The 21,567-nt window shown below is 62.0% G+C and carries 16 protein-coding genes and 1 pseudogene; 2 read left to right on the top strand and 15 right to left on the bottom strand.

Features of this window, described 5'->3' with window-relative positions; all coding sequences use genetic code 11:
- From KUA23_RS00780 to KUA23_RS00715, 14 genes are all read right to left on the bottom strand, one after another.
- Entirely contained in the window at positions 1-1,722 is a 1,722-nt protein-coding gene (locus KUA23_RS00780) for a ShlB/FhaC/HecB family hemolysin secretion/activation protein (RefSeq protein WP_078046305.1), read from the bottom strand.
- 366 nt (positions 1,723-2,088) lie between these two features.
- Positions 2,089-2,571: a poly-beta-1,6-N-acetyl-D-glucosamine biosynthesis protein PgaD gene (gene pgaD, locus KUA23_RS00775; RefSeq protein WP_252993302.1), complete on the bottom strand. Its 483-nt coding sequence runs from the start codon at positions 2,569-2,571 to the stop codon at positions 2,089-2,091.
- A gap of 2 nt (positions 2,572-2,573) precedes the next feature.
- Complete coding sequence (gene pgaC / locus KUA23_RS00770) at positions 2,574-3,914, bottom strand: poly-beta-1,6-N-acetyl-D-glucosamine synthase (RefSeq protein ID WP_099491524.1); 1,341 nt, start codon at positions 3,912-3,914, stop codon at positions 2,574-2,576.
- 2 nt (positions 3,915-3,916) lie between these two features.
- Positions 3,917-5,914, bottom strand: coding sequence for a poly-beta-1,6-N-acetyl-D-glucosamine N-deacetylase PgaB (pgaB, locus tag KUA23_RS00765; RefSeq protein WP_100491782.1), 1,998 nt, complete (start codon positions 5,912-5,914; stop codon positions 3,917-3,919).
- 12 nt (positions 5,915-5,926) lie between these two features.
- Entirely contained in the window at positions 5,927-8,407 is a 2,481-nt protein-coding gene (gene pgaA / locus KUA23_RS00760; RefSeq protein WP_100491783.1) for a poly-beta-1,6 N-acetyl-D-glucosamine export porin PgaA, read from the bottom strand.
- 299 nt (positions 8,408-8,706) lie between these two features.
- Positions 8,707-10,203: a YdgA family protein gene (locus KUA23_RS00755; protein WP_252993301.1), complete on the bottom strand. Its 1,497-nt coding sequence runs from the start codon at positions 10,201-10,203 to the stop codon at positions 8,707-8,709.
- Positions 10,204-10,350: 147 nt separating this feature from the next.
- Positions 10,351-10,983 carry an NADH:ubiquinone oxidoreductase subunit N gene (locus KUA23_RS00750; protein WP_078046299.1) on the bottom strand — a complete coding sequence of 211 codons (633 nt, stop codon included), beginning with the start codon at positions 10,981-10,983 and terminating at the stop codon, positions 10,351-10,353.
- 81 nt (positions 10,984-11,064) lie between these two features.
- On the bottom strand, positions 11,065-12,507 hold the full coding sequence (locus KUA23_RS00745) for an efflux transporter outer membrane subunit (RefSeq protein ID WP_252993300.1): 1,443 nt from the start codon (positions 12,505-12,507) through the stop codon (positions 11,065-11,067).
- A complete protein-coding gene (locus tag KUA23_RS00740; protein ID WP_099491531.1) occupies positions 12,504-13,394 on the bottom strand; it encodes an efflux RND transporter periplasmic adaptor subunit in 891 nt (296 codons plus the stop codon). The genes KUA23_RS00745 and KUA23_RS00740 overlap by 4 nt, the downstream gene beginning before the upstream one ends.
- Positions 13,391-13,600, bottom strand: a complete 210-nt coding sequence (locus tag KUA23_RS00735; RefSeq protein WP_012721577.1) for a DUF1656 domain-containing protein — start codon at positions 13,598-13,600, stop codon at positions 13,391-13,393. The genes KUA23_RS00740 and KUA23_RS00735 overlap by 4 nt, the downstream gene beginning before the upstream one ends.
- Positions 13,597-15,675, bottom strand: coding sequence for an FUSC family protein (locus KUA23_RS00730; RefSeq protein WP_252993299.1), 2,079 nt, complete (start codon positions 15,673-15,675; stop codon positions 13,597-13,599). The genes KUA23_RS00735 and KUA23_RS00730 overlap by 4 nt, the downstream gene beginning before the upstream one ends.
- A complete protein-coding gene (locus KUA23_RS00725) occupies positions 15,672-16,082 on the bottom strand; it encodes a MarR family winged helix-turn-helix transcriptional regulator (protein ID WP_028615224.1) in 411 nt (136 codons plus the stop codon). The genes KUA23_RS00730 and KUA23_RS00725 overlap by 4 nt, the downstream gene beginning before the upstream one ends.
- A 347-nt stretch (positions 16,083-16,429) precedes the next feature.
- On the bottom strand, positions 16,430-16,675 hold the full coding sequence (locus tag KUA23_RS00720) for a DUF2789 domain-containing protein (protein ID WP_028615223.1): 246 nt from the start codon (positions 16,673-16,675) through the stop codon (positions 16,430-16,432).
- Between the two features lie 33 nt (positions 16,676-16,708).
- Positions 16,709-18,313, bottom strand: a complete 1,605-nt coding sequence (locus KUA23_RS00715) for a glycosyltransferase family 39 protein (protein WP_252993298.1) — start codon at positions 18,311-18,313, stop codon at positions 16,709-16,711.
- Between the two features lie 168 nt (positions 18,314-18,481).
- On the opposite strand from KUA23_RS00715, the gene KUA23_RS00710 reads away from it, so the two are divergent.
- Together KUA23_RS00710 and KUA23_RS00705 are read left to right on the top strand one after the other, a co-directional pair.
- The gene (locus tag KUA23_RS00710; protein WP_252993297.1) at positions 18,482-20,650 is read left to right on the top strand and encodes a PA5441 family protein; all 2,169 of its coding nucleotides are present in this window, start codon (positions 18,482-18,484) and stop codon (positions 20,648-20,650) included.
- A complete protein-coding gene (locus KUA23_RS00705) occupies positions 20,647-21,351 on the top strand; it encodes a DUF3142 domain-containing protein (protein ID WP_252993296.1) in 705 nt (234 codons plus the stop codon). The genes KUA23_RS00710 and KUA23_RS00705 overlap by 4 nt, the downstream gene beginning before the upstream one ends.
- Before the next feature lie 12 nt (positions 21,352-21,363).
- Here the strand turns inward: KUA23_RS00705 and KUA23_RS00700 are convergent.
- A pseudogene (locus KUA23_RS00700) lies at positions 21,364-21,505 on the bottom strand (sigma factor); the annotation flags it as partial.
- Between the last annotated feature and the right edge of the window lie 62 nt (positions 21,506-21,567).

The raw sequence follows: 21,567 nt of genomic DNA, 5'->3' as shown, positions 1-21,567 counted from the left end.
TTACAGGTAGAAATCCAGGCGGAAATAGATCGGCGCTTCGCGCTCGGTCATCACGCCAGGTCGCTCCAGGGAGTGGGCAAAGGTCACGCTGGTGCTGACGTTTTTGCCGCGAGCGAACAGCTCCAGGGAGTTACTCGAAACCCTGCCGTGCTGGTCATCGTTGTAGCGATCGTTGCGAATCACGCCCTGGTCATAGCCGACGCTGGCGCCGTATTCGGCAAAGGCGGGGCGCATCCAGTCGAGGGTCACCGGGCGTGCCCAGCGCACTTCGTTGCGCCAGTAGCCGCCGCTGTCGCCGGTCAGTTGCTGGTCCTTGAACCCGCGCACCGAGTACGAGCCGCCGAGACTCATGCGTTGCGCCGGATACAGCACGTCCTCACTGCGCTGTCCGGTGGCCAGGCTGGAAAAACTCAACGATTCGCCCCACAGCGTGAAGGGTTGCAGGTAGCTCACGGTGGCGGTGTATTTGCGGTAGCGCGGGGTTGGGGTGAGGTTGCCGCGGATGCGTTCCTGGTCGTCCTTTTGGGCGTCAAAGGCACCGGTGCCGTTCTGCATGCCGACATCCAGGTTGACGAAGGCGCTACCGATGCGGCGCCCGTGGTTGATGCCCACCTGGAACTCGCTGAGGCGGTTGCTGCTGACGTCCAGGCGCTCGTCGTTGAAGTAGTTGTTGGTGCGCAGATGGGTCAGGCCGACGTTGACCGAGGTCTTGCTCACGTCATCGCGATGCACCACGCGCTCGGCACGCACCTGGTGGTTCTGGCTGTCGCCCGTTTGCTTGTACTTGTAGCCGTCAAGGTCGCCCGGCGCGCGGTACTCGCTCTCGCTGTAGGTGTAACTGAAGTTCCACCAGCCCCACGGCACGTTGTAATACAGCATGCTGTTTTTCGAGGTTTTCTGATGGTCGCTGATGGCGTCGTGGCCGCCGCGCAGGATCAGTTGATCGGCCAGGCCCAGCGGGCTGTCCCACTCAAGGCCGGCGCCCCACTGCTGTTCGCCGGTGCTTTTCTGGCCGTCGTTATTGCGCGACAGGCTGGCGCGCCAGGGTTTTTGCGGCTGGTTTTTGACCAGCACTTCGCTGCCGCCGATCTGGGTGCCGGGGGTCAGTTCCATTTGCGCCTGTTTGGACGGCAGGCGGCTCAGTTGATCCACCAATTGTTCGACTTCGCGCAGGTTGAGCGCTTCACCGACCTTGCCGGGAAACGCCATGGCCAGTTCGCGGTCGGTGACCGTGCTGCCCTGGGCGCCCTTGATGCCTTCGAGTTTGCCTTCGACCACCAGCACTTGCAGATGGCCGCTGGAAAGGTCCTGTTGTGGCAAGTAGGCGCGGCTGGTGACGCGGCCCTTGGCGATGTAGTCGTCGGTGATGACCTTGAGCAGTTCATTGAGCTGCGTAACGCCCAGGCATTGGCCGATATAGGGTTTGAGCAAGCGCGTGCGGTCGGCGGCGGACAGGCTGTCGGCGCCCTTGAGTTCGATGTCCTGGATGGGAAAGCAACGCGTATCCGCCGGCAGCGCCGGGGCCTGGGGCTTGGTGTCTTTGCCGGGCAGGTCCTGAAGCTCTTCCAGGCGCCGGCGCTGCTCTTCAAGGAGCCGGTTCTGCCGGTCGCGGATCAGGTCTTGATCCCCAGGCGTAGGGGCGGCCATGGCGCTGTTCAGGCTCAAATAAGCGAGCAGGAAAGTGCACAGCAGGTACCGGGTCCGTGGCAATAACAAAGACATGTTCGATCCATCGAAAATCAACGGCGGGCAAACTAACATCGAACTTGTACCCACTCAAAAAGCCGAGTTAGTTAGACGCTCGTACTAGTTTTCACCACAAGCCATTGATTGATAACGACTTAATATAATCAAAAGGTCATGCAACTTGTAATAGGACATATTATTCCGACAAGCGGCAGCACTATTGATCGCGATTCTTCGGAGAACTTATAAATTGCCATTAATTGGCCATCTAGTTCTCGCAGAGATAAGTTAGTACCGGAAAGAGCAGAAAAGTTCGCGGCGGTTTTGTGAATTGGATCCCATTTGTCGGGATTAGACGAGATCGTCCCCACCTTGCATGGGAACGACCCTTCCAGCCTTTACCTAGCTGGCGTCTTTATTCTGGTCCTTGCCCGACACCAGGGTCAGCCCAGGCTTCTCCACATCACGGGAAACGTGGGATTTCACTTCGGCAACACCGCCGTCCTCGTCGTTATGGATCACCAGCACACCCGGTCGACGCAGCTGCTCCAGGTCGCCTTCGCCCAGGCTGAAACTTTCGTTCAGGTTCTGGTCGGTCAGGGCCTTGGCCTCGGCCCGGCGCTGGGCAAACTTGCGGCCTCGGCGCTGCTGGTAGCGCGCCCAGCTGATCAGGATCACGGCGTTGAACAGGGCGATCCACAGGTAGATCTGCAGGGTGTTGAGGGCGGCAAAAATCGGCGCCTCGATCCGCGGCCCACCGTGGGTTTCCAGCATCGAGCTTATCCCGCGCGCCAGCAGCCAGATCAACCCGGCCCAGGCCATCAGGGTCAACAGCACATCGATAATCCACATCACCGTACGTTGGCGGGTTCTGACCAGTTTCATGATCACGCCTCCTCTTCAGTAGGTTTGATGCCGCGATCAGGGCTGACCCAGCGCGCACGCTTCTGATGCTGGTTGAACAGCACCTTGGGAAAACTGACCAGGGTGGTGAACAGGCTGACCAGCCAGAACACCATCGGGTACCACACGGTCCAGAACAGAGTCTTCCACAGGTCTTTCTCGTAGCGGCGGTCGATGATGATGCTCACCGCAAACTGCAACAGGCACACCATCGCCAGCACCAGGCCGGTAAACGCTGGCGGGACCAGGGAGTCCACCGCGATCGCCGGTGGCAACACCATGAACTTGCCAAGCACGTAGAAGATCACCGACAACAGGAAGGTAAACGCCCAACCGGTGGACAGGCAGTATTCGAACAGCAGCGGCCACAGGTAGCGATGGCGCCATTGCCAGATGCCACGGATATTTTTGAACAGCACTTCAGCACCGCCCTGGGCCCAACGCAGGCGCTGCTTCCACAGGCCGCCGACAGTCTCGGGCATCAGGATCCAGCACAGGGCGCGTGGCTCGTAAAAGATGCTCCAGTGATCGAGCTGCAGCTTCCAACTGACATCGATGTCCTCGGTGATCATGTCGGTGCTCCAGTAGTCGATGCGGTCGAGCGCCTTTTTACGGAACGCTACCACCACACCCGACACCGTGAAGATCCGGCCGAACACCCGCTGCGTGCGCTTGATCAAACCGATGATCGACGAGAACTCACCCACCTGCACGCGGCCGATCAAAGTCGAGCGTGTACGAATGCGCGGGTTGCCGGTCACGGCGCCCAGGCGCGGGTTATCGAGCATCGGCGCGACCATGTAGGCCGCCGCGTTTTTATCCAGCAACGCGTCACCGTCGATGCACACCAGGTACTCGCTGCGCGCGGCAACTGCGCCCATGCGCAAGGCCACGGCCTTGCCTTGGTTCTGCGCCAGGTGCAGTACGCGCAGGCGTGGGTGTTCCAGTGCCAACGCATCGAGCACCGCAGCGGTGTTGTCTGTGGAGCCATCGTTTACTGCGATCACTTCAATGTTCGCATACACCTGCCCCAGCGCCGCACGCATGGTATCGGCGGCGTTATCGCCTTCGTTGTAGCAAGGGATGATGATCGAGATCAGCGGGTTGCCGGCCAAGGTGGGGGCCGGTGTGTCCTCTTCCCACGGCCAATGGCGCTCCCAGTGCAGCCAGAAATACAGGCCGCCTGCGATCCACAACGCCGACATGAACAGCGGGTAGAAAAACACGAAGTCCATCAGGAACTGCCCGGTGACCAGGAAGATCAGGCCCAGGGGCACGCCCAATACCAATGCCAGCACGAATAAAGCCAGGATTCTGTCGAACATGGTCAAGGGTTCCATTGGTTGGAAAGGGCCGGACGCACAGTCTTCAGGTCCGGGGAGTTTTCCAGGAAGTTGTCCGGGTAGTAACCAAAACTCGTGACCCCCTGGCGCTTGAGCACACCCATCCATTCAGCCATTTGCTTGGCATTGATATCCGGCGCTTCTTTGGTGCGCCAGTCTTTGGCTTGCAGTTCAAATACCGTGCGTTCCAACGCGCCAGGGCGCGATTTCACCGTCGCCACCAGCTTCTCCAGCCAGGCGTTGGAGGTCTTGTACTCCTGGCCTTCCATCAGCGGCATGGCCATGGGCGCGGTCCAGTCATAGGTCTGGAGGAAGTCATCGAGGTTCTGCGCAAACCAGGTTTCGCTGCCCGGATTGAGCATCGGCTCGGCGAAGATATTGCGCGCGGTCTGCACCTGCGGCCCACCGATAGCACGGACCTTGGCGGTCAGCTCATGGGTGAAGTCGATCAAGTAGCGGCTCTTGAAGCGCGTCCAGCGTTGCATCACGGCCGGGTCGGCACGCAGGGCCTCGATGGTGTTTGGCAGGCCGTTGGCGGCATACGCCTTGAGCGCGGCCGGGCTGGCATCTTCGAAATCGTTGAACACGGCGTCGTCGTGGTACAGCACACCGTCGATGGCGTTGTTGCGTGCCAGGTCCTCGTAGATCTCGCCGATGATCTTGCGCACCTGCGGGTCAAACGGCGACAGGCGCTTATATTGGTCCGGGTCGAGGCCGACCTTGCCGGTTTCCGGGTCCCAGCGCGTCACGCGTGGCAGCTTGGGGTCGAGGGCGAAACTGAGCACCGGCATCCAGGCATACACCGCCGTATGGGCACGGGTGTGCAATTGCCAGGAGACGCGGTTGAACAAGTCGGCACGTACCGGTAAGTGGCGGTTGGGGAAGTACAGCTCATGCACCAGGCCGTCGCCCTTGGGGTCGGCGAAGGCTTGCAGGAACACGGTGCCTGCGCCCATGTCGACCACCCTCTGCACCAGCTGGTCGAGGTTGCGGGCCTGTTGGGCCGGGTCCGGGTCGTAGACGTTATCCAGGTCCACGTGCAACACGCGCAGCGGTGCCTTGGCTTGCGCCGCGACGATGCTGTTGGCGAAGTGCTCGCCGTCCGGGTCGGAGGCCACCAGGAAGCGTGGGCTGTTCATCAAGTCATTCGAGCTGTCGAGGCCATCTTCCAGGGTCAGGGCCATCTGATAGCCCTGCTCGCCGACGATCGCCAGTGAAGTGCCCTTGGCTGCACCGTACGGCCATACCCACACGCGCGGTTTCTTGCCGGTGACCTTTTGGATTTTGTTGGAAATCGCCACCACATCGGCACGCATCCGTGCATCGAACTGCGCCTGGCTTTCATAGCGCCCCGTGGCCGGGTCAAAGCGCAGCGAGGTCGCCGCCGGCTCCAGGTTGCCTTGGGGGTTGGCGAGGATGCCGGTGTGGCTGGCATCGGTGTGCGCCGCGATTTCCACAAGGCCTGACTGGGACACTTCGCGGATCTGCTGCCAGGTGAGGAATTCGCCACGCGGCCGTGGCTGGCCAGCGAAATCCACCGGTTTGTTCAGTGGCGTATCGATCCAATAGCCCACGGGCGCCAACAACGCTGGCCAGTGGTAGGCGCGCAGGATCGGCATCACCCGTGTGTAGAAGCTGGAATAACCATCATCGAAGCTGAGCATGATGGCTTTGGGCGGTAACGCCGGCCCACCGTTGCGGGCCGCCAGGATCTGGTCGACGCTGACCGCCTGGTAGCCGTTCTCGCGCAGCCAGGCCAACTGCTCGATCAGACGTTCGGTGCGCACCGCCACCACCGCCTGATCGGGGTCGCGATCCTCGACGTCGTGGTAGGCAATGCCCAGGAAATGGTTTTTCGGCCACGGCGCTTCGTTGGCCGGTGTCGGCCGCTCGGCGGGTGGAGTGAAAGGCGCGGGTTGCTGGGCACAGGCACTGGCCAGCATTACGCCCAGAATCAACAAGCATCGGCTGAGGACGGTCATGGTCAGGCTCTTCTAGAAACGGTAAGTGAGGTCGACGAGCAGGCGCAGATCGCGTTCGCGATCACCGTCGTAAGGTCGGCTGATCAGGCTCAGGTTGGCGCCGGCGTCCAGGACATCGTTCCAGCGAAAGCGTTGGCCGTAGCCCACCAGACCGATGCCACCGGTGGAATAATCCCGCTGGCTATACGTACCCGCACCGACCTGGAACTGCTGACTCCACTGGGTCTCGTAGCGGTGATAGAGCACATGGTTGATATTGAGGACCGGCAACACGGTGAAGTCCGACTTCGGGTTGAAGTAGACCGTGTCTTCCTTGCTGTTGCGGCTGGCACCCACTTCGAGGCCCAGGTCCACTTGCACTTTGGACGAGCTGTAGAGGCCTTCGCGGCCGCTGAGCAAGGCTTCGAAGCGGTCATTGCCATCACTGAAATGGGAGGGGCTGAGGGTCAGCTTCCATTCACGGCTTTCGTTGGCGCGCCAGCGGATAAAACCGCTACCGCCGTTGGCTGTGACGCCGTCATTCAACGCCCGCAGGGGCGTGGTGGACAGGAGGTAGCCCAGGCTGCCGCCGTATTGCCAGTTGTCATTGATGTCGCGGGCAATCGACACGGCGGCGCCTTGTTTGGAGCCGTCGCCGTAGGAGTGGTTGGAGACCTCGGCTTCAATGGTCATGTCGCGGGTACGCCGCTCGACGCCGACAACCTGCCATCGGTGCTGGCCGGTGCCTTCTTCGAAATCGGCGCGGGCATAGCCGGCACCGGCGAACAGGCGCCAGTCTTCGTCGATGGGTGGCGTGTAGAGACGGCTTTCGATGCCCCAGTCACGGTTCCCCGACACCGCCCCCGCATCGCCGTTGTTGCCGCCGCCGAAGCTTTTGCCGGTGTAGGCCTCGACCCGCAGCTCGGCCATGTCATGCACATCGCGCAGGCGGCTGAGGCGCTGCACCTGGCGGTTATCCGGGTTACGTGCGACCACGTCATCGGTCAGCACGTCGAGCTGGCGCCACTCCTGCAAGTCCATCGCGGTGTAGGCCTGGCTCACTTCCAGGCCAATATCGCGCGGGGCCTGGGCCTCGGTTTCCTTGAGAATGCCTTCGGCGCGCCGTGGCAAGTCGCGGGCGCGGTACATATCGGCCTGGGCCAGGCGCAAGCCGACATTGCCTGGGGCCTTGGCCACCAGCGCTTCCAGGCCGGCCTCGCTGCCTGGCAGGTCGCCGCCAAAGACGCCAGCCTGGGCAGACAGTTGCTGCGCGTCCATCCATGCGTCGCTGGGGTTGCCAACGGGCAAGCCCTTGAGTTCAACCCGTGGGTTTTGGCTTTTGGCCAGGGTGTTGGCGACCTCGCGCGCGTCGTCGGCTTTGTCGCTTTCCTGCAAGGCGTAGAACAGCGCCGTGGTGTCTTCGACCCGATCATCGGGTTCGGCGTCGGGCGCACTCAGCGCCTGGCGGTATAACGGTTCGGCTTTTTCCGGCTGGCGCTGATCGAGGTAGGACGCCGCCACCCAACGCACGGCGTAGGTGGGCAATTGCACACCTTCGGCCTTGAGGGTTTCGTACTCGCGGATCACGTCAGCGGTGCGCGCGCGGGCTTTGAGCGCGCCCAGGCGGTCAATGCGCCAGGTCAGCACGTCGTCATGGGCGGTGGGGTCCGGGGTCCAACGGGCAAGGAGTCGGTCGTAACCCTGCAACGCCCGGTCAGCGATGACGTAGCGTTCCTTCTCGGAGCGCGTGGCGAACTCGGCCATGCGCACGCGCTCGGCAGCCAAGTCACCTTCCAGGCGACGTTGGGTCACAGGGTCTACAAGCCCTGGCCGCTGGGCCGACAGGCGCAGCGCAGGCTCAGGCAAGCGGGCTTTTTGCAGGGCGACGATGTATTCGCGAGCCACTTCCGGTTTGTCGCCGGCGCGGATAAACGCCTGGTCGAATTCATTCAGCGCGTCGAACTGCAAGCCAGCGCGGGTCAGCGCGTAGCCGAGGGCCATGCGCCGGTTGGGGTCATCGGGCTTGGCGGCCACCAGCGCGCGGGCGCGTTGCACCGCTTCGCTGGCTTTACCGCCGTCTGCCTGAGTGAGAGCCAGACCCAGTTGCAGGTCGACATTGTTCGGCTCACGCAGCAGCGCCTTGCGATAGACCGCCTCGGCCTGCGCCCACTGCTTCTGGTTACGATAGGTCTTCGCGACCGTGGCCAGCGCCTGGGCGGTCAGGTTGCGGTTCTGACCCTGGGCCTCGTACACCTTCAGCACTTCGGCATCCTGGCCGGCCCAACCGGCAATCACCAGGTGATCGCTGATCTGGCCTGGCGTCTGGCGCTCGGCAGGCAGCTGACGCAATTGAGTAAGGGCGGGTGTGAAGTTGCCGTTGCGCGCCTGGATGATCAGGGCGTCATAGGCCGGGTCGGCCATGGCAAAGGTGGGCATCAGCAACTGGCTGCACAAGGTTACCCCGATGAGCAGCCGTAACCGGCCTGAGGCACTGAGTGGAATGTTTCGCAGCATATCGTGAGCTTCCTTACACACGGAAAGCTGTAACGATAGGTGGTCCTGAGCGATTTGCGTCAGGGTGTCGGCGTCTCGTGACCCGACCTAGCTTTCCTGTAGGAACTATCCCCGACGACTGTATGAAAAGGGACAAGTCAGAACAATTGTTCAGAATTGCCCGCAAATCTGAAAAACGAATGGGGGAACGAACTTGCCTGCGATAACGGGCTGCCAGCCGGCATGAACGCCGACTGTTTGACCCTTATCGCGGGCAACCCCGCTCCCCCATCTTTTATTTCAGGGCGATGGCGAAATAGTTACTGCGCGCCGCCAACCGCACCGACTTTGGACATCACGAAGCCAATGAACTGCTCGACGGTCATCTTCTGGCCGTTGAAGGTCACTTCATTGTTGGCGTAATGCAGCTTGGAGACCACGTCGCTGCCTACCAGGGTCGCCAACTGCGTGCCGACGGCCATGCCGCTGACCATTTCACTGGCCATCTGGGATTGCTGCTCGATGGCCTTAGGGTCGGTCACACCACCGACCTGCGCTTGCAGGGCGGCAACGTCGGCGATCATCGGCTTGGACAGGGTCAGGTTGGCGTCCAGCAGCGAGACCATTTGCTTGCCCAGTTCCACCGGCGGCAGTTCCATGGAGGTCGGCTTGGCCAGGTCCAGCACCAGGTTGAACTTGCTCTCACCATGAGTGGTTTTCAGCGACAGGTTTTCCAGCGCCAGGTGCGGCTTGGCGGCCAGCAATTGGTTGACGTTGGCTTCGGCCAGGGTTTGCTCGGCTTCGGTCAATTGCAGCTCCGGCACCGGTTGGCCGGCGGCGGCAGCGGCTTGCACCGGCTGCATCTTGTCCTGGTAGAGCTTGGTCAGCACCAGGCCCGACGGCACATCGATGTTTTTCAAGCTCAGGGCCATGGCGGCAGAGCCGACGGGTTTGCCTTGGTAGCCGATCTCGTCGATCTTGTAGTCGACACGGCCGGCCATGTTGTTGTCGTTGATCTCACTGGAGTCTTTCTGCTCGAAACCCTTGAGGGTCAGCACGGCTTTCTGCGGACCAAAGGTGAGCTTGGTGTCACTTAGCTCTACGGTGTTCTGGCCGGTGTAGAAACCGAAGGTGGATTTCTCCAGGTTGCTGGCGACGGTCAGGCCGGCGAACTCGGCGTTGAACGGCGCGCCATTGGCGTCGACTACGTCCAGCTTCAGGCTGTTCATATAGCCATCCACCTTGACCTTCTTGCCCTCGGCGGTGCTGTCAAAATCCAGGTTCAGGCCCGAGAAGCTCACCGAGGAGGTCTCGTCCTTGAATTCCAGCGGCAGCCATTCAAGGTTGCCGGTGACCGAACGGCTGTAGCCGATATTGGCCACGCCTTTGAGCGGCGACACGTCTTTGGCGGCGGCGAACCATTTTTCGGTAGTGGCGTTCTTTTCCAACGCATAGTGACTGGTGGCCATGACCGGCAGCCACTTCAGCGACACCAGGCGCGAGAACGGCAGCGGGCCGTGTTCGATATGGTCGACAATCAGCAGCTCGGGGTTCGGGTTCTGTTCACCGAAGAACGAGCCCTGGCCCTTGAGGCGGTAATGCGCGGTACTGCTGAACAGGCCACGGTCCAGGGACACCAGCTCCAGGGCAACGGTGCCGTCGACACCGGCCATGGAACGTTGCAGTTCCTTGTTGGCGTCCTGCACAGCCGTCTGCAGCACCGGCTCCAGCTGCTTGCCGGTGTACCAGGCGCCGCCTGCACTGACGACGCCGACGGCGACAACAAAACCCAAAAGAACGACTGCTGGCTTATTCATGAAGTGACCTGATCAAATCCTGTGAGAAGTGGGCTGTCTTCCTTGAACCCCGAGGGGGATTGGCTCAAGCCCGCCGAAAACGGGGGAAGATTAGCACTGGCGGCCACAAACGGCCCAGCCTTTCAGAGGGATCAGTTCAGTAGTAGTTCAGGAATACTCCAGCTCAATTTCATCCAACTGGTGGTCAAAACTCTTCAGCCGCGCCGTCCAGGTGTACACCAACACCTCAAACTCGCGGTGTATCACGGCATTGCCGGGGGTGTCGGCCTTGGGGTCACAGAAATCCAGCTGGTAGCGCTCGCGGGCCATCTGGGTTGCCACATCGGACAATTCCCGCGCGTTATTCAGCCAATGCCTACCATCCGCGACCTGCTGGTCGAGGGCTACGCACTGCTTTTTCAGGACTTCGAGGCTTTTTTCCAAGGGCGTGCCGGTGAGGTCACCCATGACTTCCTGGAACGTACGCCCCGGCTGCCAATAGCTGCCCCAGAAATAGCGGTCGAACACGGTCTCGACCCGGCGCAAGGCGACCTTGGTGTCCCAGATCGCCACGCGGGTCTTGCCTTGTTCGAGAAGCTTTTTTTTCACTCGTTGATTCTGGTAGGAGGCCCAGGCCACGACGCCGATGGACAGGGTGCCGATCACCAGGCAGGCGCTGTCGAGAAACACCATGGCCTTGTCGAGTTGGTGAGCCAGCATGACGCCGTAGAAATAGGCAGCCGATAACAACACCAGTGCGAAACACACGCACCAGAAAGCGGGAGCATAAGGGTTTTTCATTATTGGAATCCCCATGAGCAAACGCGAGCAGTGTCAGGCGAATCGTCACGGCGATCCGCCTGTCAAAGCATAGCTATTCGCTCAGGGTTTGCCGGTCTGTGACACTTGCGTTCGTCCGCTTTCCCAGCCACCGCCCAAGGCCAGGAACAGATCGATCTGGCTCATGGCAACCTGGGTGTTGGCGGCTGCCAGTTGCGCGCGCACATCGGTGTAGGTGCGGGTGGCTTGCAGGTCGGCCAGGAACGACGCTCGGCCCGCCTGGAAGAAGCGGTGGGTCTGGTCTGCGGCTTCCCGGGCAGACTCGCCCGCTTCGGCCAGGGCGTCGCGGCGTTGCAACTGCGCGGTGTATTGCGCGAGGCCGGTCTGGGTTTCGCGGATGGCGTTGAGCACCACACCGTCGAAATGCGCGAGGGCGCCCTGGGTCGCGGCCTCGGCTTCGTGGATACGGGCGCGGGCGCCGTTGGTCGGCACCGACCAACTGATCAGCGGGCCAAAGCCCCAACGGTTGGTCGCCGGTGTGCCCAGGTCATCGAGGATCCCGACAGTGCCCACCGTGGCGCCGATGCTGATGTCCGGGTACAGCGCGCCGGTGGCCACGCCGATACGTGCAGTCGCGGCGGCGAGTTGGCGTTCGGCCTGGCGTACATCGGGGCGACGCTTGAGCAGGGTCGCGCCGTCGCCCACCGGCAGCAACTGGGCGATGTGTGGCAGCTCGGCGCAGCTGGCGGTGCCCACCGGCAGTTGGTCCAGCGGCTTGGCCAGCAGCATCGACAGGCGGAACAACCCGGCCTGGCGTGCTGCTTCGTAGCGCGGCATGTCGGCGCGCAAGGATTTGTATTGGGTCTGCGAACGGGTCACCTGGGTTTCATCACCCCGCCCGGCGTCGCGCAGGCGCTGGGTGAGCTGGGTGCTCTGGGCTTGCAGGTCGAGGGACTCGTTGGCAATCGCCAGTTCTTCGTTGGCCGCGCACACCTGGGTGTAGGAGCGCACCACATCTGCCACCAGGGTGATGCGCGCGATGTCGGCAGCCGCCTGGGCCGCGTCGGCACTGGCCTGGGCGCTTTCGATGCCGCGCTGCAGGGTGCCGAACAAGTCGAACTGGTAGGACGTGCTGATGCTGGCGCTGCCAATATTGGCCACTGGGACTTTTTCTGTCAGCAGAAAGGCTTCGCCCGACTCTTGCAGGCGCTGGGCCTCGGCCTTGGCGCCGGCGCTCCAGCCGCCTGCGGACTCCGCTTCCTGGGTCTGGAAACGCGCGCGTTGCAGGTTGGCGGCGGCCACACGCAAGTCGGTGTTGGAGGCCATGGCCTGGCGTACCAGCTCGTCCAGGCGCGGGTCTTTGTAGAGCTTCCACCAGTCCGCCGGCACCGGCGCCGACACCACGTTATTGCCTTCGCCCGCGAGCGGCCCTTGCAGGTCGCCACGGTTGACGGCCGACGTTTCCGGCAGCTTGTAATCCGGCCCCACCACTTGGCAGGCCGACAGCAACAACCCCAGCGCAGCGGTTGCCAGCAGTTGCTTCATGGCTGGTCTCCGTCTTTGGCCTTGTCGCCGATGATCGACACCGTGGCAGTGCGCCCGGCGATCATACGGAAGTCCGCCGGCACATCATCAAAGGCGATACGCACCGGAATCCGCTGGGCCAGGCGCACCCAGCTGAACGCCGGGTTGACGTTGGGCAGCAGGTTGGAGCCGCTGCTGCGGTCGCGGTCTTCGATACCGGCGACGATGCTCTGCACGTGGCCACGCAGGCGGGCGTTGTCGCCAATCACGCGGATGTCCACGCCCATGCCGACATGGATACCGTCGAGCTTGGTCTCTTCGAAATAGCCATCGATATGGAAGGAATTGCTGTCGACCACCGACAGCACCGGGCGACCGGCGGTGACGAATTCCTGGGTGCGCGGCGCGCGGTCGTTGACGTAACCGTCCACGGGGCTGCGGATCACCGAGCGGTCGAGGTTGAGCTGGGCGGAATCCACCGTCACCTGGGCTTCGGCCAGAGCCGACTGGGCACGGGCGACGCGGGACTGGCTTTCTTCCAGCTGCTCGCTGGGCACCAGGTTGCCGAGGCCACGGTTACGCTTGTACTCGCGCTGGGCCTGCGCCAGGGTTTCCTGGCGGTCGGCCACGGCGGCCTGGGCTTGGCGCAGGGCCAGCTTGAAACGGTCCTGGTCGACGGCGAAGAGCACTTGGCCCTTGGTCACCAGTTGGTTGTCGCGCACGTCCACGCGCTGGATCAGCCCGGACACGTCCGGCGCGATCTGCACGATGTCGGCACGGATGTGGCCGTCACGGGTCCAGGGGGCAAACATGTAGTACATGACCATGCGCCACACCACGACGACCGCAAACGTCACGATCAACAGCGTGAGGACTACACGGCCGATGGTCAAAAAAGGTTTTTTCATGTCATCAGGTATCGACTGAGTGAGTCCACCGCGCCCAGCAACAGCGCGTAGAGCCCCACATTGAACAATGCCCGGTGCCAGACCAGGCGATAGAAGTGGACGCGGGTCAACAACCCGTGCACCACCAGGAACAACACGTACGTAATGCCCATCAGCACCAGCAGCGTGGGCAGGAACACCCCGCTGATATCCAGATCACCGATCATAAAGGCGCTCCATCAGGTAGCGGCGCTTCCATTTCGGTGCCGCCAATAAATTCCACGCCCGGCAGCAGCGACAGGCGCAGCCCGGCCAACGCGTGCAGCAGGTGCAGGCGGGTGTCGTCTTCGTCTTGCAGGCCCTGGCCGTTGAGGGCGCGGCGCGTGCGGTCCAGGGTCATCAGCAGACCGCTGGGCGCGGGCAAGCGTTCACCGGCCTTGAGGCACGCCTTGAAATAGCCGCCCACGCCTTCCACCACCTGGTTGAGCAACACCCGTGGCACCCCGAGGATGCGCGGCGAGTAGGCCAGCAGGTCGAGCAGGTTCAGCGCCACGCGCAAATCGCGCAGGGCGGTGCCGGTGTCCTGGTTGATCAGGGCCAGGCGCGGCAGGTGTTGCATCAGGCGGTCAAGCATCTGCGCGGCCATGTGCCGGTGTTCGGCCAGGGTCGCGGGCTCGGTGAGGCTGACGATGTCGCGCCAGCTGAAACGGGTCAGGCGCTTGGCCGCCAATTCAGCGCCGAAGGGCCGCGCGATCAGCGTCCACACAAAGGCAAACAACAAGCCCACCGGCCCCGCCAGGTTGACGTTGGCGAAGTTGAGGAAGTCCGCGTCATAGGCGCCCTGGATGCTGATGAACGACGAGGTGTTCACCAGCGTCAGCAACATGCCCAGGTAAAAACGCGGCTGCACGGTGAGCGTGCCGATACAGATAAACGGCACGGCGAACGCCAGCACCAGCATCGGGAAGTCATGCAGGTTGGGCAGCACTAGGAACAGATAGAGGCTGGCAAACAGCACTGACATGGCGGTCCAGAAAAAGAACCGATAGATCTGTGGCGCCGGGTCATCCATCGAGGCGAAAAAGCTGCAGGCGACAGCGGCCAGGATCACCGCGCTGCCGCCGTCGGTCCAGCCGAGCAGGATCCACAGCACCGAGGCGACGATGATCGCGGTGACGGTGGAGAACGCCGAGTAGAACATCAACCCACGGTCGAGGAACGGCGTGAGCCGGCCCAGGCGCCAGTGACGGTACACGGCGCGCCAGGTGTCCTGGCTTTCGCACTGGATGGCGGCTTGCAGGCTGCGGCAGTCTTGCCACAGGTCGATCCACTCTGCGAGACGATAGAGCGCATTGGAGAACAGCAGCGTGTGCCGGTCATCCAGCGCTTCGCCCTGGGGTTGAGCGGCGTCGACCTGGTCGCGCAGCACGCGCCAGCGTTCAAGCGGGGCTGTTTCGGTGGTGCTTTCCAGCCAGGCGTTGGCGGCCTCCAGCAACGGTGTGAGCTGATCTGCGAATTCCGGAGCGCGGTGTTCAATCGCGTACACCGCATCATCCAGGGCATCGATCACCGGCAGCAGGTGGATCATGCGCCCGCGCAATTCCTTGGTGTTGCGCACCGTCTGCGGCCGCGCGCCTTCGTGGGGCAACTGGCCGATCATCAATTCGAGGGTGTTGAAGGTAGTGACCATACCGCCGCGCAGCGTGCTGATTTCGTCGGGCTCTACATTGCGTGTGAGGAACCGCTGGCTGTAGACCTGAGCGTCGGCAAACCACTTGGCCACCGAACCATCAAACACCGGCATCAGCCGGCGCGGCCAGAACATTGCGCCCACCACTGCTGCCACTGCGATACCGAGGAAGATTTCTTCGGTACGCGCCTCTGCCACATCCCATACCGCCAGGGGGTTATCCACCACCGGCAGGGCGATCAACGGCAAGGTGTAGCCGGCGAGCATCAGGGCGTAGTTGTTGGCCGTGCGCAGGTGCATGGAGAGGAACAGCAGGGTGCCCGTCCACAAGGCAATCACCACCACCAGCATGTAGGGCGACTGCACGAACATCGGCACAAAAAGAACGGCCGCCGCCGCCCCCATGAAGGTGCCGATGGCGCGGTACAGCGCTTTGGAACTGGTAGGGCCGACAAACGGGCTGGAGACGATATACACCGTCGCCATCGCCCAATACGGACGCGGCATTTGCATGAGCATGGCGATGTACAAGGCAATCATCGAGGCCGCGAAGGTACGGACCCCATAGAACCAATCACGGGCAGGCGGGAAACCGGTAAAAAATCCGTTCAAAGCGACGCTGCCTCGAAGGCGCGCAGCACTCGCAGCGCGGCCTCCATATCACCTGGGGTCATGTCTGCCAGCACTTCCTTGCGCAGCCGCACCAATTGCACTTCCACCGCTTGCACCAGCTCGCGGCCGCGCTCGGTCAGGCTCAAGGCCTTGGCGCGACGGTCATGCACGTCTTCGGTGCGGCACACATAACCGTCGGTGCACAGACGATCGAGCAAGCGCACCAGCGACGGGCTTTCCATCCCGGACGCCTGGGCGACCTTGACCTGGTGCACACCATCGCCCAGGCGGCCGATCATCAACAACGGCACGGCGCAGGCTTCGGAGATGCCGTAGCTCACCAGCGTGGTCTGGCAGATTTTGCGCCAGTTACGGGCGCCCACCACCATGCTGCTGCTGAGGTTCATCTGGAGTTGTTCGAGGGATTGAGGCACTGGATAGTTCGCATACAGTTAGTTTGCTAACTATCAATATGGTGGATGGATCCAGATGCGTCAAGTTTTGAAACAATTTAGCGGATGGGTGGTGGTCGGTGCGTCGGTACAGAATTTACTAACACCGCAAAACTCTGTGGGAGCTGGCTTGCCTGCGATTGCGGTGGGCCACTCGAGGTATATGTCGACTGACACTCCGCTATCGCAGGCAAGCCAACTCCCACATTTAGATCGGGGCTTGGCCCGTCCGGGTCTTAGCGTGGGGAGACAGGCGCGTGCGTCAGAAAAAGCTCACTAACGCGGTAAAACCCTAGGTTTTTTTACCCCCCTCGCCCACCCCGCAACATGAGATTCAACTCATCCACCACTTCCGCCCAATCCGCATCCTCCAGAATCTCCTCGCGCAAAAACGCCTTCTGGCTGTCCGTCCAGAAAAACGCATCCGCCAGTTTCAGCTCCGGCTTGAGCGGCGAATGCACCGCCACAAACTTTTCGATACTCACCGGGTCATCCGGCAGACCCAGCTGTTTGAACAGTGACGGCAAGCTATGCACGGGCGATTCCATGATGGGCTCCTGATAGAACGGCATTAACCCAGTCTAGCGGCAGCCATCGGGCTGCGCTGACGGTACATTGCACAATACAAACAACCGCGCCCTCGCACCGCCGCCATCCTGGCGACTGAGTTCGCGCCAGCCTTCGGGCAGCGGGGCGAATTCGTCCGGCGCTTCGTTGCTGCTGATCAGCCACACGCGGCGAGTCTCGGCGGGCAGTGCCGACAGGTGGTCGAGGTAGATACGCCCGCCGTCCTGGTCCACCAGGGTGCCGAAGCCATAGGCATTCGGCCGGGTGGGCGTGCCGTCGGGTTTGGGCGGGGTGTAGAGCTGCAACTGGGCGTCGGTCTGGTCGTAATACACATAGCTGAGGTACCACATCATGTCGCTGAGGACGATGCGGTCGTCTTCCTGATAGTTGCGGTTGACGAACTCCACCGGCACGTTGAATTGGTCGTGCTCATCCACGGTGAAATTGTTCTTCAACCCCACCAGCTCGACGCCGACGAACAGCACAAACAATGCCGCTCCCAGCAGTGCAAACCGCGACGGCAGACGATCAATGGCCATCGCCAGCAGAATCGGCAAGCCCAGGGCGTAGACCGTCAGGTAACGCTCGATAAACACTGGGGAAATAAACGACACCCCGTAGACCAACAGCAGTGGCAACAGGAAAAACAGCGCCAACAGGCCGGCCGGCCGATAGCGGTCGCGGTCGCGCCAAGCGGTGGCAACGACGACAGCCACCAGCAGCAACGGGAACAGCCAGAACAGTGGCGACCAGAAACCGACACCTTCATCCTGCAGTACGAATTGCCAGACCATCGACGGCAGGGAGAACAGGCTGACCGGTTCTTCCCAGCCAATGTCGCCGCCCACCTTGAGCTGTTCGACGTGTTGCACCAAGTCCAGCAGATTCGGCAGCCAAGGCAGGTACAACAGCACAATCGTGGCGTTGGCCAACCACCACGCCGGGCGCGTGATCAGGCGTTGGTCGCGCGGCATCGTGACACTCAGCATGCCCAGGTAAGCCCAATGCACCAGCACGCACAGCGCAGTGAAGTAATGGGTGTAGAAACCGGCCGTCATCAATACGACATACGCCGCCAGATAACGCGTGCGCTCAGGTTGGCGTACCCAGTAAACCAGCGCCAGGGTGGCGCCCAGCAGCCATACACCCAGCAGCGAATACATGCGCACTTCCTGGCTGTAGCGCACCGCCGTCGGCAACAGCGCCAGCAGTATCCCCGCCAGCAGCGCCGCACGGCGGGTGGACAGTTGCCGCGTCAGCCAGATGCCCAAGCCCACGACGACCACACCGGGAATGGCACTCATGCCGCGAATCGACCAGATGCTGTCGCCGAACAGTTCGATCCAGCCGCGCAGCAGGAAAAAATACAGCGGCGGGTGCACGTCGTGCGCGGCGTGGAACCACAGGTCGTCTAAGGCGTATTCGCTGAGCAGCAGGCTCGAGCCTTCGTCGCCCCAGATCGCTGCCGCCGTCAGTTGGTAAAAACGCAGCGCCATGGCCAGCGCCAGGATCGGTACCCACCACAGTCGGCTGATCCAGCCGGCACCTTCCCACGTGAGGCGATTGAGTGCGGGCAACGTCCCGACCTTTTCGTTTTGCTCTACCACAGACCGACGCACCTCGATTCCCCTGATTGCCCAAGCGCAAACACCGCCACTCTAGGACAAAAGATCCAGGCTGGCTGCTGGAATCGGACAAATCAGTAATTTGTGCAGGGCTTCTCCGAAGCAACCGTAGGAACACGCTATTATTGCCTCCCTCCAAGGACTCAGGATCAAGGACACGTCATGCGCATCGGTTTTCTGTCACCCCTGGCACTGGCACTGCTTGCCGGCATCACCCAACAGGCCCAGGCCAGCTCTGACGACTCGTGCTACCCCGACTGGCGCGTCTCGCGTGATAGCCTCGATTCCTGCAGTAACCTGCCCTTCCTCGGCCCCGGCAACGACAGTCGCGTCAACCTGCGCCTGCTGCTAGCGGACAAAAAGGCCGAACCGCTCACGCCCAATGCGCTGAGCGAAGATGATCTGTCCCAGGGCTTTGGCCCGGTGCCGTTCCCGGTCTATCGCTTGGCGCCTATCCCCGCGACAAACGATGAGCCCGACAACAAGCCGGACAATTCACGCACCGCCGAACTCGACACCCTGCTCAAGCCCCTGGGCATCCAGCGCGACGAGTACAAGACCGCAGGCGAAGCGTTCCTGACTGGCGAGGGCAGCCGTTGCCGCAGCAACGATGATGACAGCGCCACGGCGTTCATCAGCCAGGTGATCAAGGCCGACATGCCGGCTGCTGAGCGTGAGCTGCTGATAAAAGCGCGCCTGCAACTGCTCACAGCCTGTTCGTGGGAAGGCCAGGTGGTGGACGCCCAGCAGATCCAGTCCAACGACGGCCAACTGTTCCGTACCTACCTGCAAGCCGCCGCCGACTTCTACAGCGGTCGCTTCGGTGACGCTGAGCGCGGTTTTGCCGCCGCCAGCGCCAGCCACGTGCCTTGGCTGAAGGAAACCGCGCTGTATATGACTGCGCGCACGTCTTTGAACCAGGCCCAGGCTGAAGCCTTTGACGAGTACGGCATGCCGCAGCTCGAGCATGTGGATAAGTCCGCCCTGAGCCATGCCGAGGAAGGCTTTCTCGGTTACCTGAAAACTTATCCACAGGGCGACTACCTGGCCTCCGCCCGTGGCCTGTTGCGCCGTGTTTATTGGTTGGCAGGTGACAACACCAAGCTCGCCGAGGCCTTCGGCTGGGCAATGACCGAGGCAACGGACGCGCAGCGTAATGTGTCGGTGGATGAACTGGTGGAGGAAGCCGACCTCAAGCTGTTGATGGTCAATAGCGAAACCGTCAGCACGCCGATGATCCAGTTTGTCAGCAACCTGATGGTGATGCGCGGTGGCAACCAGCCCGCCCTCTCCCGCACCGACCTGGAAAAGCAGAAAACTGCGTTTTCCAGCGCGCCGGAGCTGTATGACTACTTGCTCGCGGTGTCTGCGCTGTATACCGAGCATCAGCCGGACGCCGCGCTGAAACAATTGCCCCAGAGCGTGCCGTCGAGCCTGAATTACTTCGCCTTCAGCCAACAAACCCTGCGTGCCCTGGCCCTGGAAGCCAAGCAAGATTGGAAAGGCGCCGAAGCGCTCTGGCTGCAACTGCTGCCGCTGGCGAAGTTGCCGTTGCAACGCGATCAGCTTGAGTTGGCGTTGGCCATGAACTACGAGCGCAGCGGCCAGTTGGCCAAGGTGTTTGCCGCCGATTCGCCGATCAGCGCCAAGCAGGTGCGTTACATCCTGCTGCGCAACGTCGCCGGTCCCGAGTTGCTGCGCCAGCAGATCGCGCAGGCCAGCGATCCGCTGGAACGCCAGACTGCGCAATTCGTGCTGCTCTACAAAGACCTGCTGCGCGGTCAGTACGCTACCTTCGCCGACGACCTCAAGCAGCTGCCAGCCTCTGCCCCGGAAGACAAACTGGGCACCAGCCTGGGCTACGTCTACAGCACCAGCCAGACCTTGAAGCTGTTCCAGTGGAACGGCGACAAAGCCGAGTCTGGCTACAGCTGCCCGAGCATTGCGCAAACCGCCGCGACCTTGCAGGGCGATGCCAAAAACCCACAAGGCTTGAACTGCCTGGGTGAGTTCATCCTGCGCAACGGCCTGGACGGCATGCCACTGGAACAGGCGCGCGCCGCCGGCAGCCTGGGCAGCAGTGCATCGGACTTCAAGGGTGAAACCTTCTCGCGCCTGGACGGCTACAAACAGGTGATCGGCAACGCCAAGGCACCCAAGAATGACAAGGCCTACGCCCTGTTCCGCGCCATCAACTGCTACGGGCCCTCGGGCTACAACAGTTGCGGCGGCGTCGATGTAGAACCGGCCGTGCGCAAGGCCTGGTTTCGCCAGTTGAAAACCAGCTACGCCGACACCCAGTGGGGCAAATCGCTGCAGTACTACTGGTGAAGCACCTGTGGCTAGGTTTGCTGTTGCTGGCAAGCCCGGCCTTCGGCGCCGTCGACGCCCGCGACTATGACGCCTTCTGGCTGTGGAGCGGGGTTACACCACAGCCGGTGCTCAAGCAGGCGAAAACCCTGTACATCCTCCAGGGCCAGATCAACTCCACGCGCCGCGCGCCCCAGCGCGGCGTGCAGATGATTGCCCAAGGCATCAGCGTGCCGCGCCTTACCGAAGGCGACATCTGGATCGTCTACCGCGCCCACACCCTGCACTGGCCCGAGCAGGTCTACCGCCAACTGTTCGGCCAGGTGCAACGCTGGCGCGACGCAGGCAATCCGGTGGTGGGCATCCAGATCGACTTCGATGCTCGCACTCAGTACCTGCATGAATACGCCGACTTCCTGCGCGACCTGCGCCAGCGCCTGCCCACCGACCTGCGCCTGAGCATCACCGGCTTGATGGACTGGAGCAGCAACGCTGATCCGGCTGCCATCGCTCAACTCAAAGGGGTGGTGGATGAAGTGGTGGTGCAAACGTATCAAGGGCGGCACAGCATCCCGGATTACGCGGCGTATTTGCCACGGATGAACCGGTTGGGGTTGCCGTTCAAGATTGGCTTGATTCAGGGCGGGGAGTGGGAAGAGCCGGGGTATCTGAAGGACAGCGAGTGGTTTCGAGGCTATGTGGTGTTTTTGCAAAACCCTTGATGCACGCAATCTGTAGGCGCAGGAAGGTGTCCTGCGCCACATCGGCCGCATGCTCACGGTCGCCCAGACGCTTGCGCAACCCGCCTTGCAGCCAGCCGTGATGGTCGCGGTACAGGAGGTGAAGCTGTCGCTGGCCGTCAGTCGCGGTGTCCATGAAAAGCTCAGATACACTATTGAGAGCAATTATCATTAGACCTTATTTCGCGACTGACAAAA

Source organism: Pseudomonas pergaminensis (genome assembly GCF_024112395.2).
Taxonomy (GTDB): domain Bacteria; phylum Pseudomonadota; class Gammaproteobacteria; order Pseudomonadales; family Pseudomonadaceae; genus Aquipseudomonas; species Aquipseudomonas pergaminensis.
The sequence above is the reverse complement of the archived record's forward strand: the minus strand, read 5'-3'. Positions and strand labels throughout refer to the sequence as shown.

What these genes read in the sequence shown, in the direction of transcription:
- KUA23_RS00710 (WP_252993297.1), top strand. Translation starts at nt 18,482, where the DNA reads ATGCGCATCGGTTTTCTGTCACCCCTGGCACTGGCACTGCTTGCCGGC.
- pgaB (WP_100491782.1), bottom strand. Translation starts at nt 5,914, where the DNA reads ATGACCGTCCTCAGCCGATGCTTGTTGATTCTGGGCGTAATGCTGGCC.
- KUA23_RS00735 (WP_012721577.1), bottom strand. Translation starts at nt 13,600, where the DNA reads ATGATCGGTGATCTGGATATCAGCGGGGTGTTCCTGCCCACGCTGCTG.
- KUA23_RS00725 (WP_028615224.1), bottom strand. Translation starts at nt 16,082, where the DNA reads ATGAACCTCAGCAGCAGCATGGTGGTGGGCGCCCGTAACTGGCGCAAA.
- KUA23_RS00740 (WP_099491531.1), bottom strand. Translation starts at nt 13,394, where the DNA reads ATGAAAAAACCTTTTTTGACCATCGGCCGTGTAGTCCTCACGCTGTTG.
- KUA23_RS00745 (WP_252993300.1), bottom strand. Translation starts at nt 12,507, where the DNA reads ATGAAGCAACTGCTGGCAACCGCTGCGCTGGGGTTGTTGCTGTCGGCC.
- KUA23_RS00780 (WP_078046305.1), bottom strand. Translation starts at nt 1,722, where the DNA reads ATGTCTTTGTTATTGCCACGGACCCGGTACCTGCTGTGCACTTTCCTG.
- KUA23_RS00755 (WP_252993301.1), bottom strand. Translation starts at nt 10,203, where the DNA reads ATGAATAAGCCAGCAGTCGTTCTTTTGGGTTTTGTTGTCGCCGTCGGC.
- pgaD (WP_252993302.1), bottom strand. Translation starts at nt 2,571, where the DNA reads ATGAAACTGGTCAGAACCCGCCAACGTACGGTGATGTGGATTATCGAT.
- KUA23_RS00720 (WP_028615223.1), bottom strand. Translation starts at nt 16,675, where the DNA reads ATGGAATCGCCCGTGCATAGCTTGCCGTCACTGTTCAAACAGCTGGGT.
- pgaC (WP_099491524.1), bottom strand. Translation starts at nt 3,914, where the DNA reads ATGTTCGACAGAATCCTGGCTTTATTCGTGCTGGCATTGGTATTGGGC.
- KUA23_RS00750 (WP_078046299.1), bottom strand. Translation starts at nt 10,983, where the DNA reads ATGAAAAACCCTTATGCTCCCGCTTTCTGGTGCGTGTGTTTCGCACTG.
- pgaA (WP_100491783.1), bottom strand. Translation starts at nt 8,407, where the DNA reads ATGCTGCGAAACATTCCACTCAGTGCCTCAGGCCGGTTACGGCTGCTC.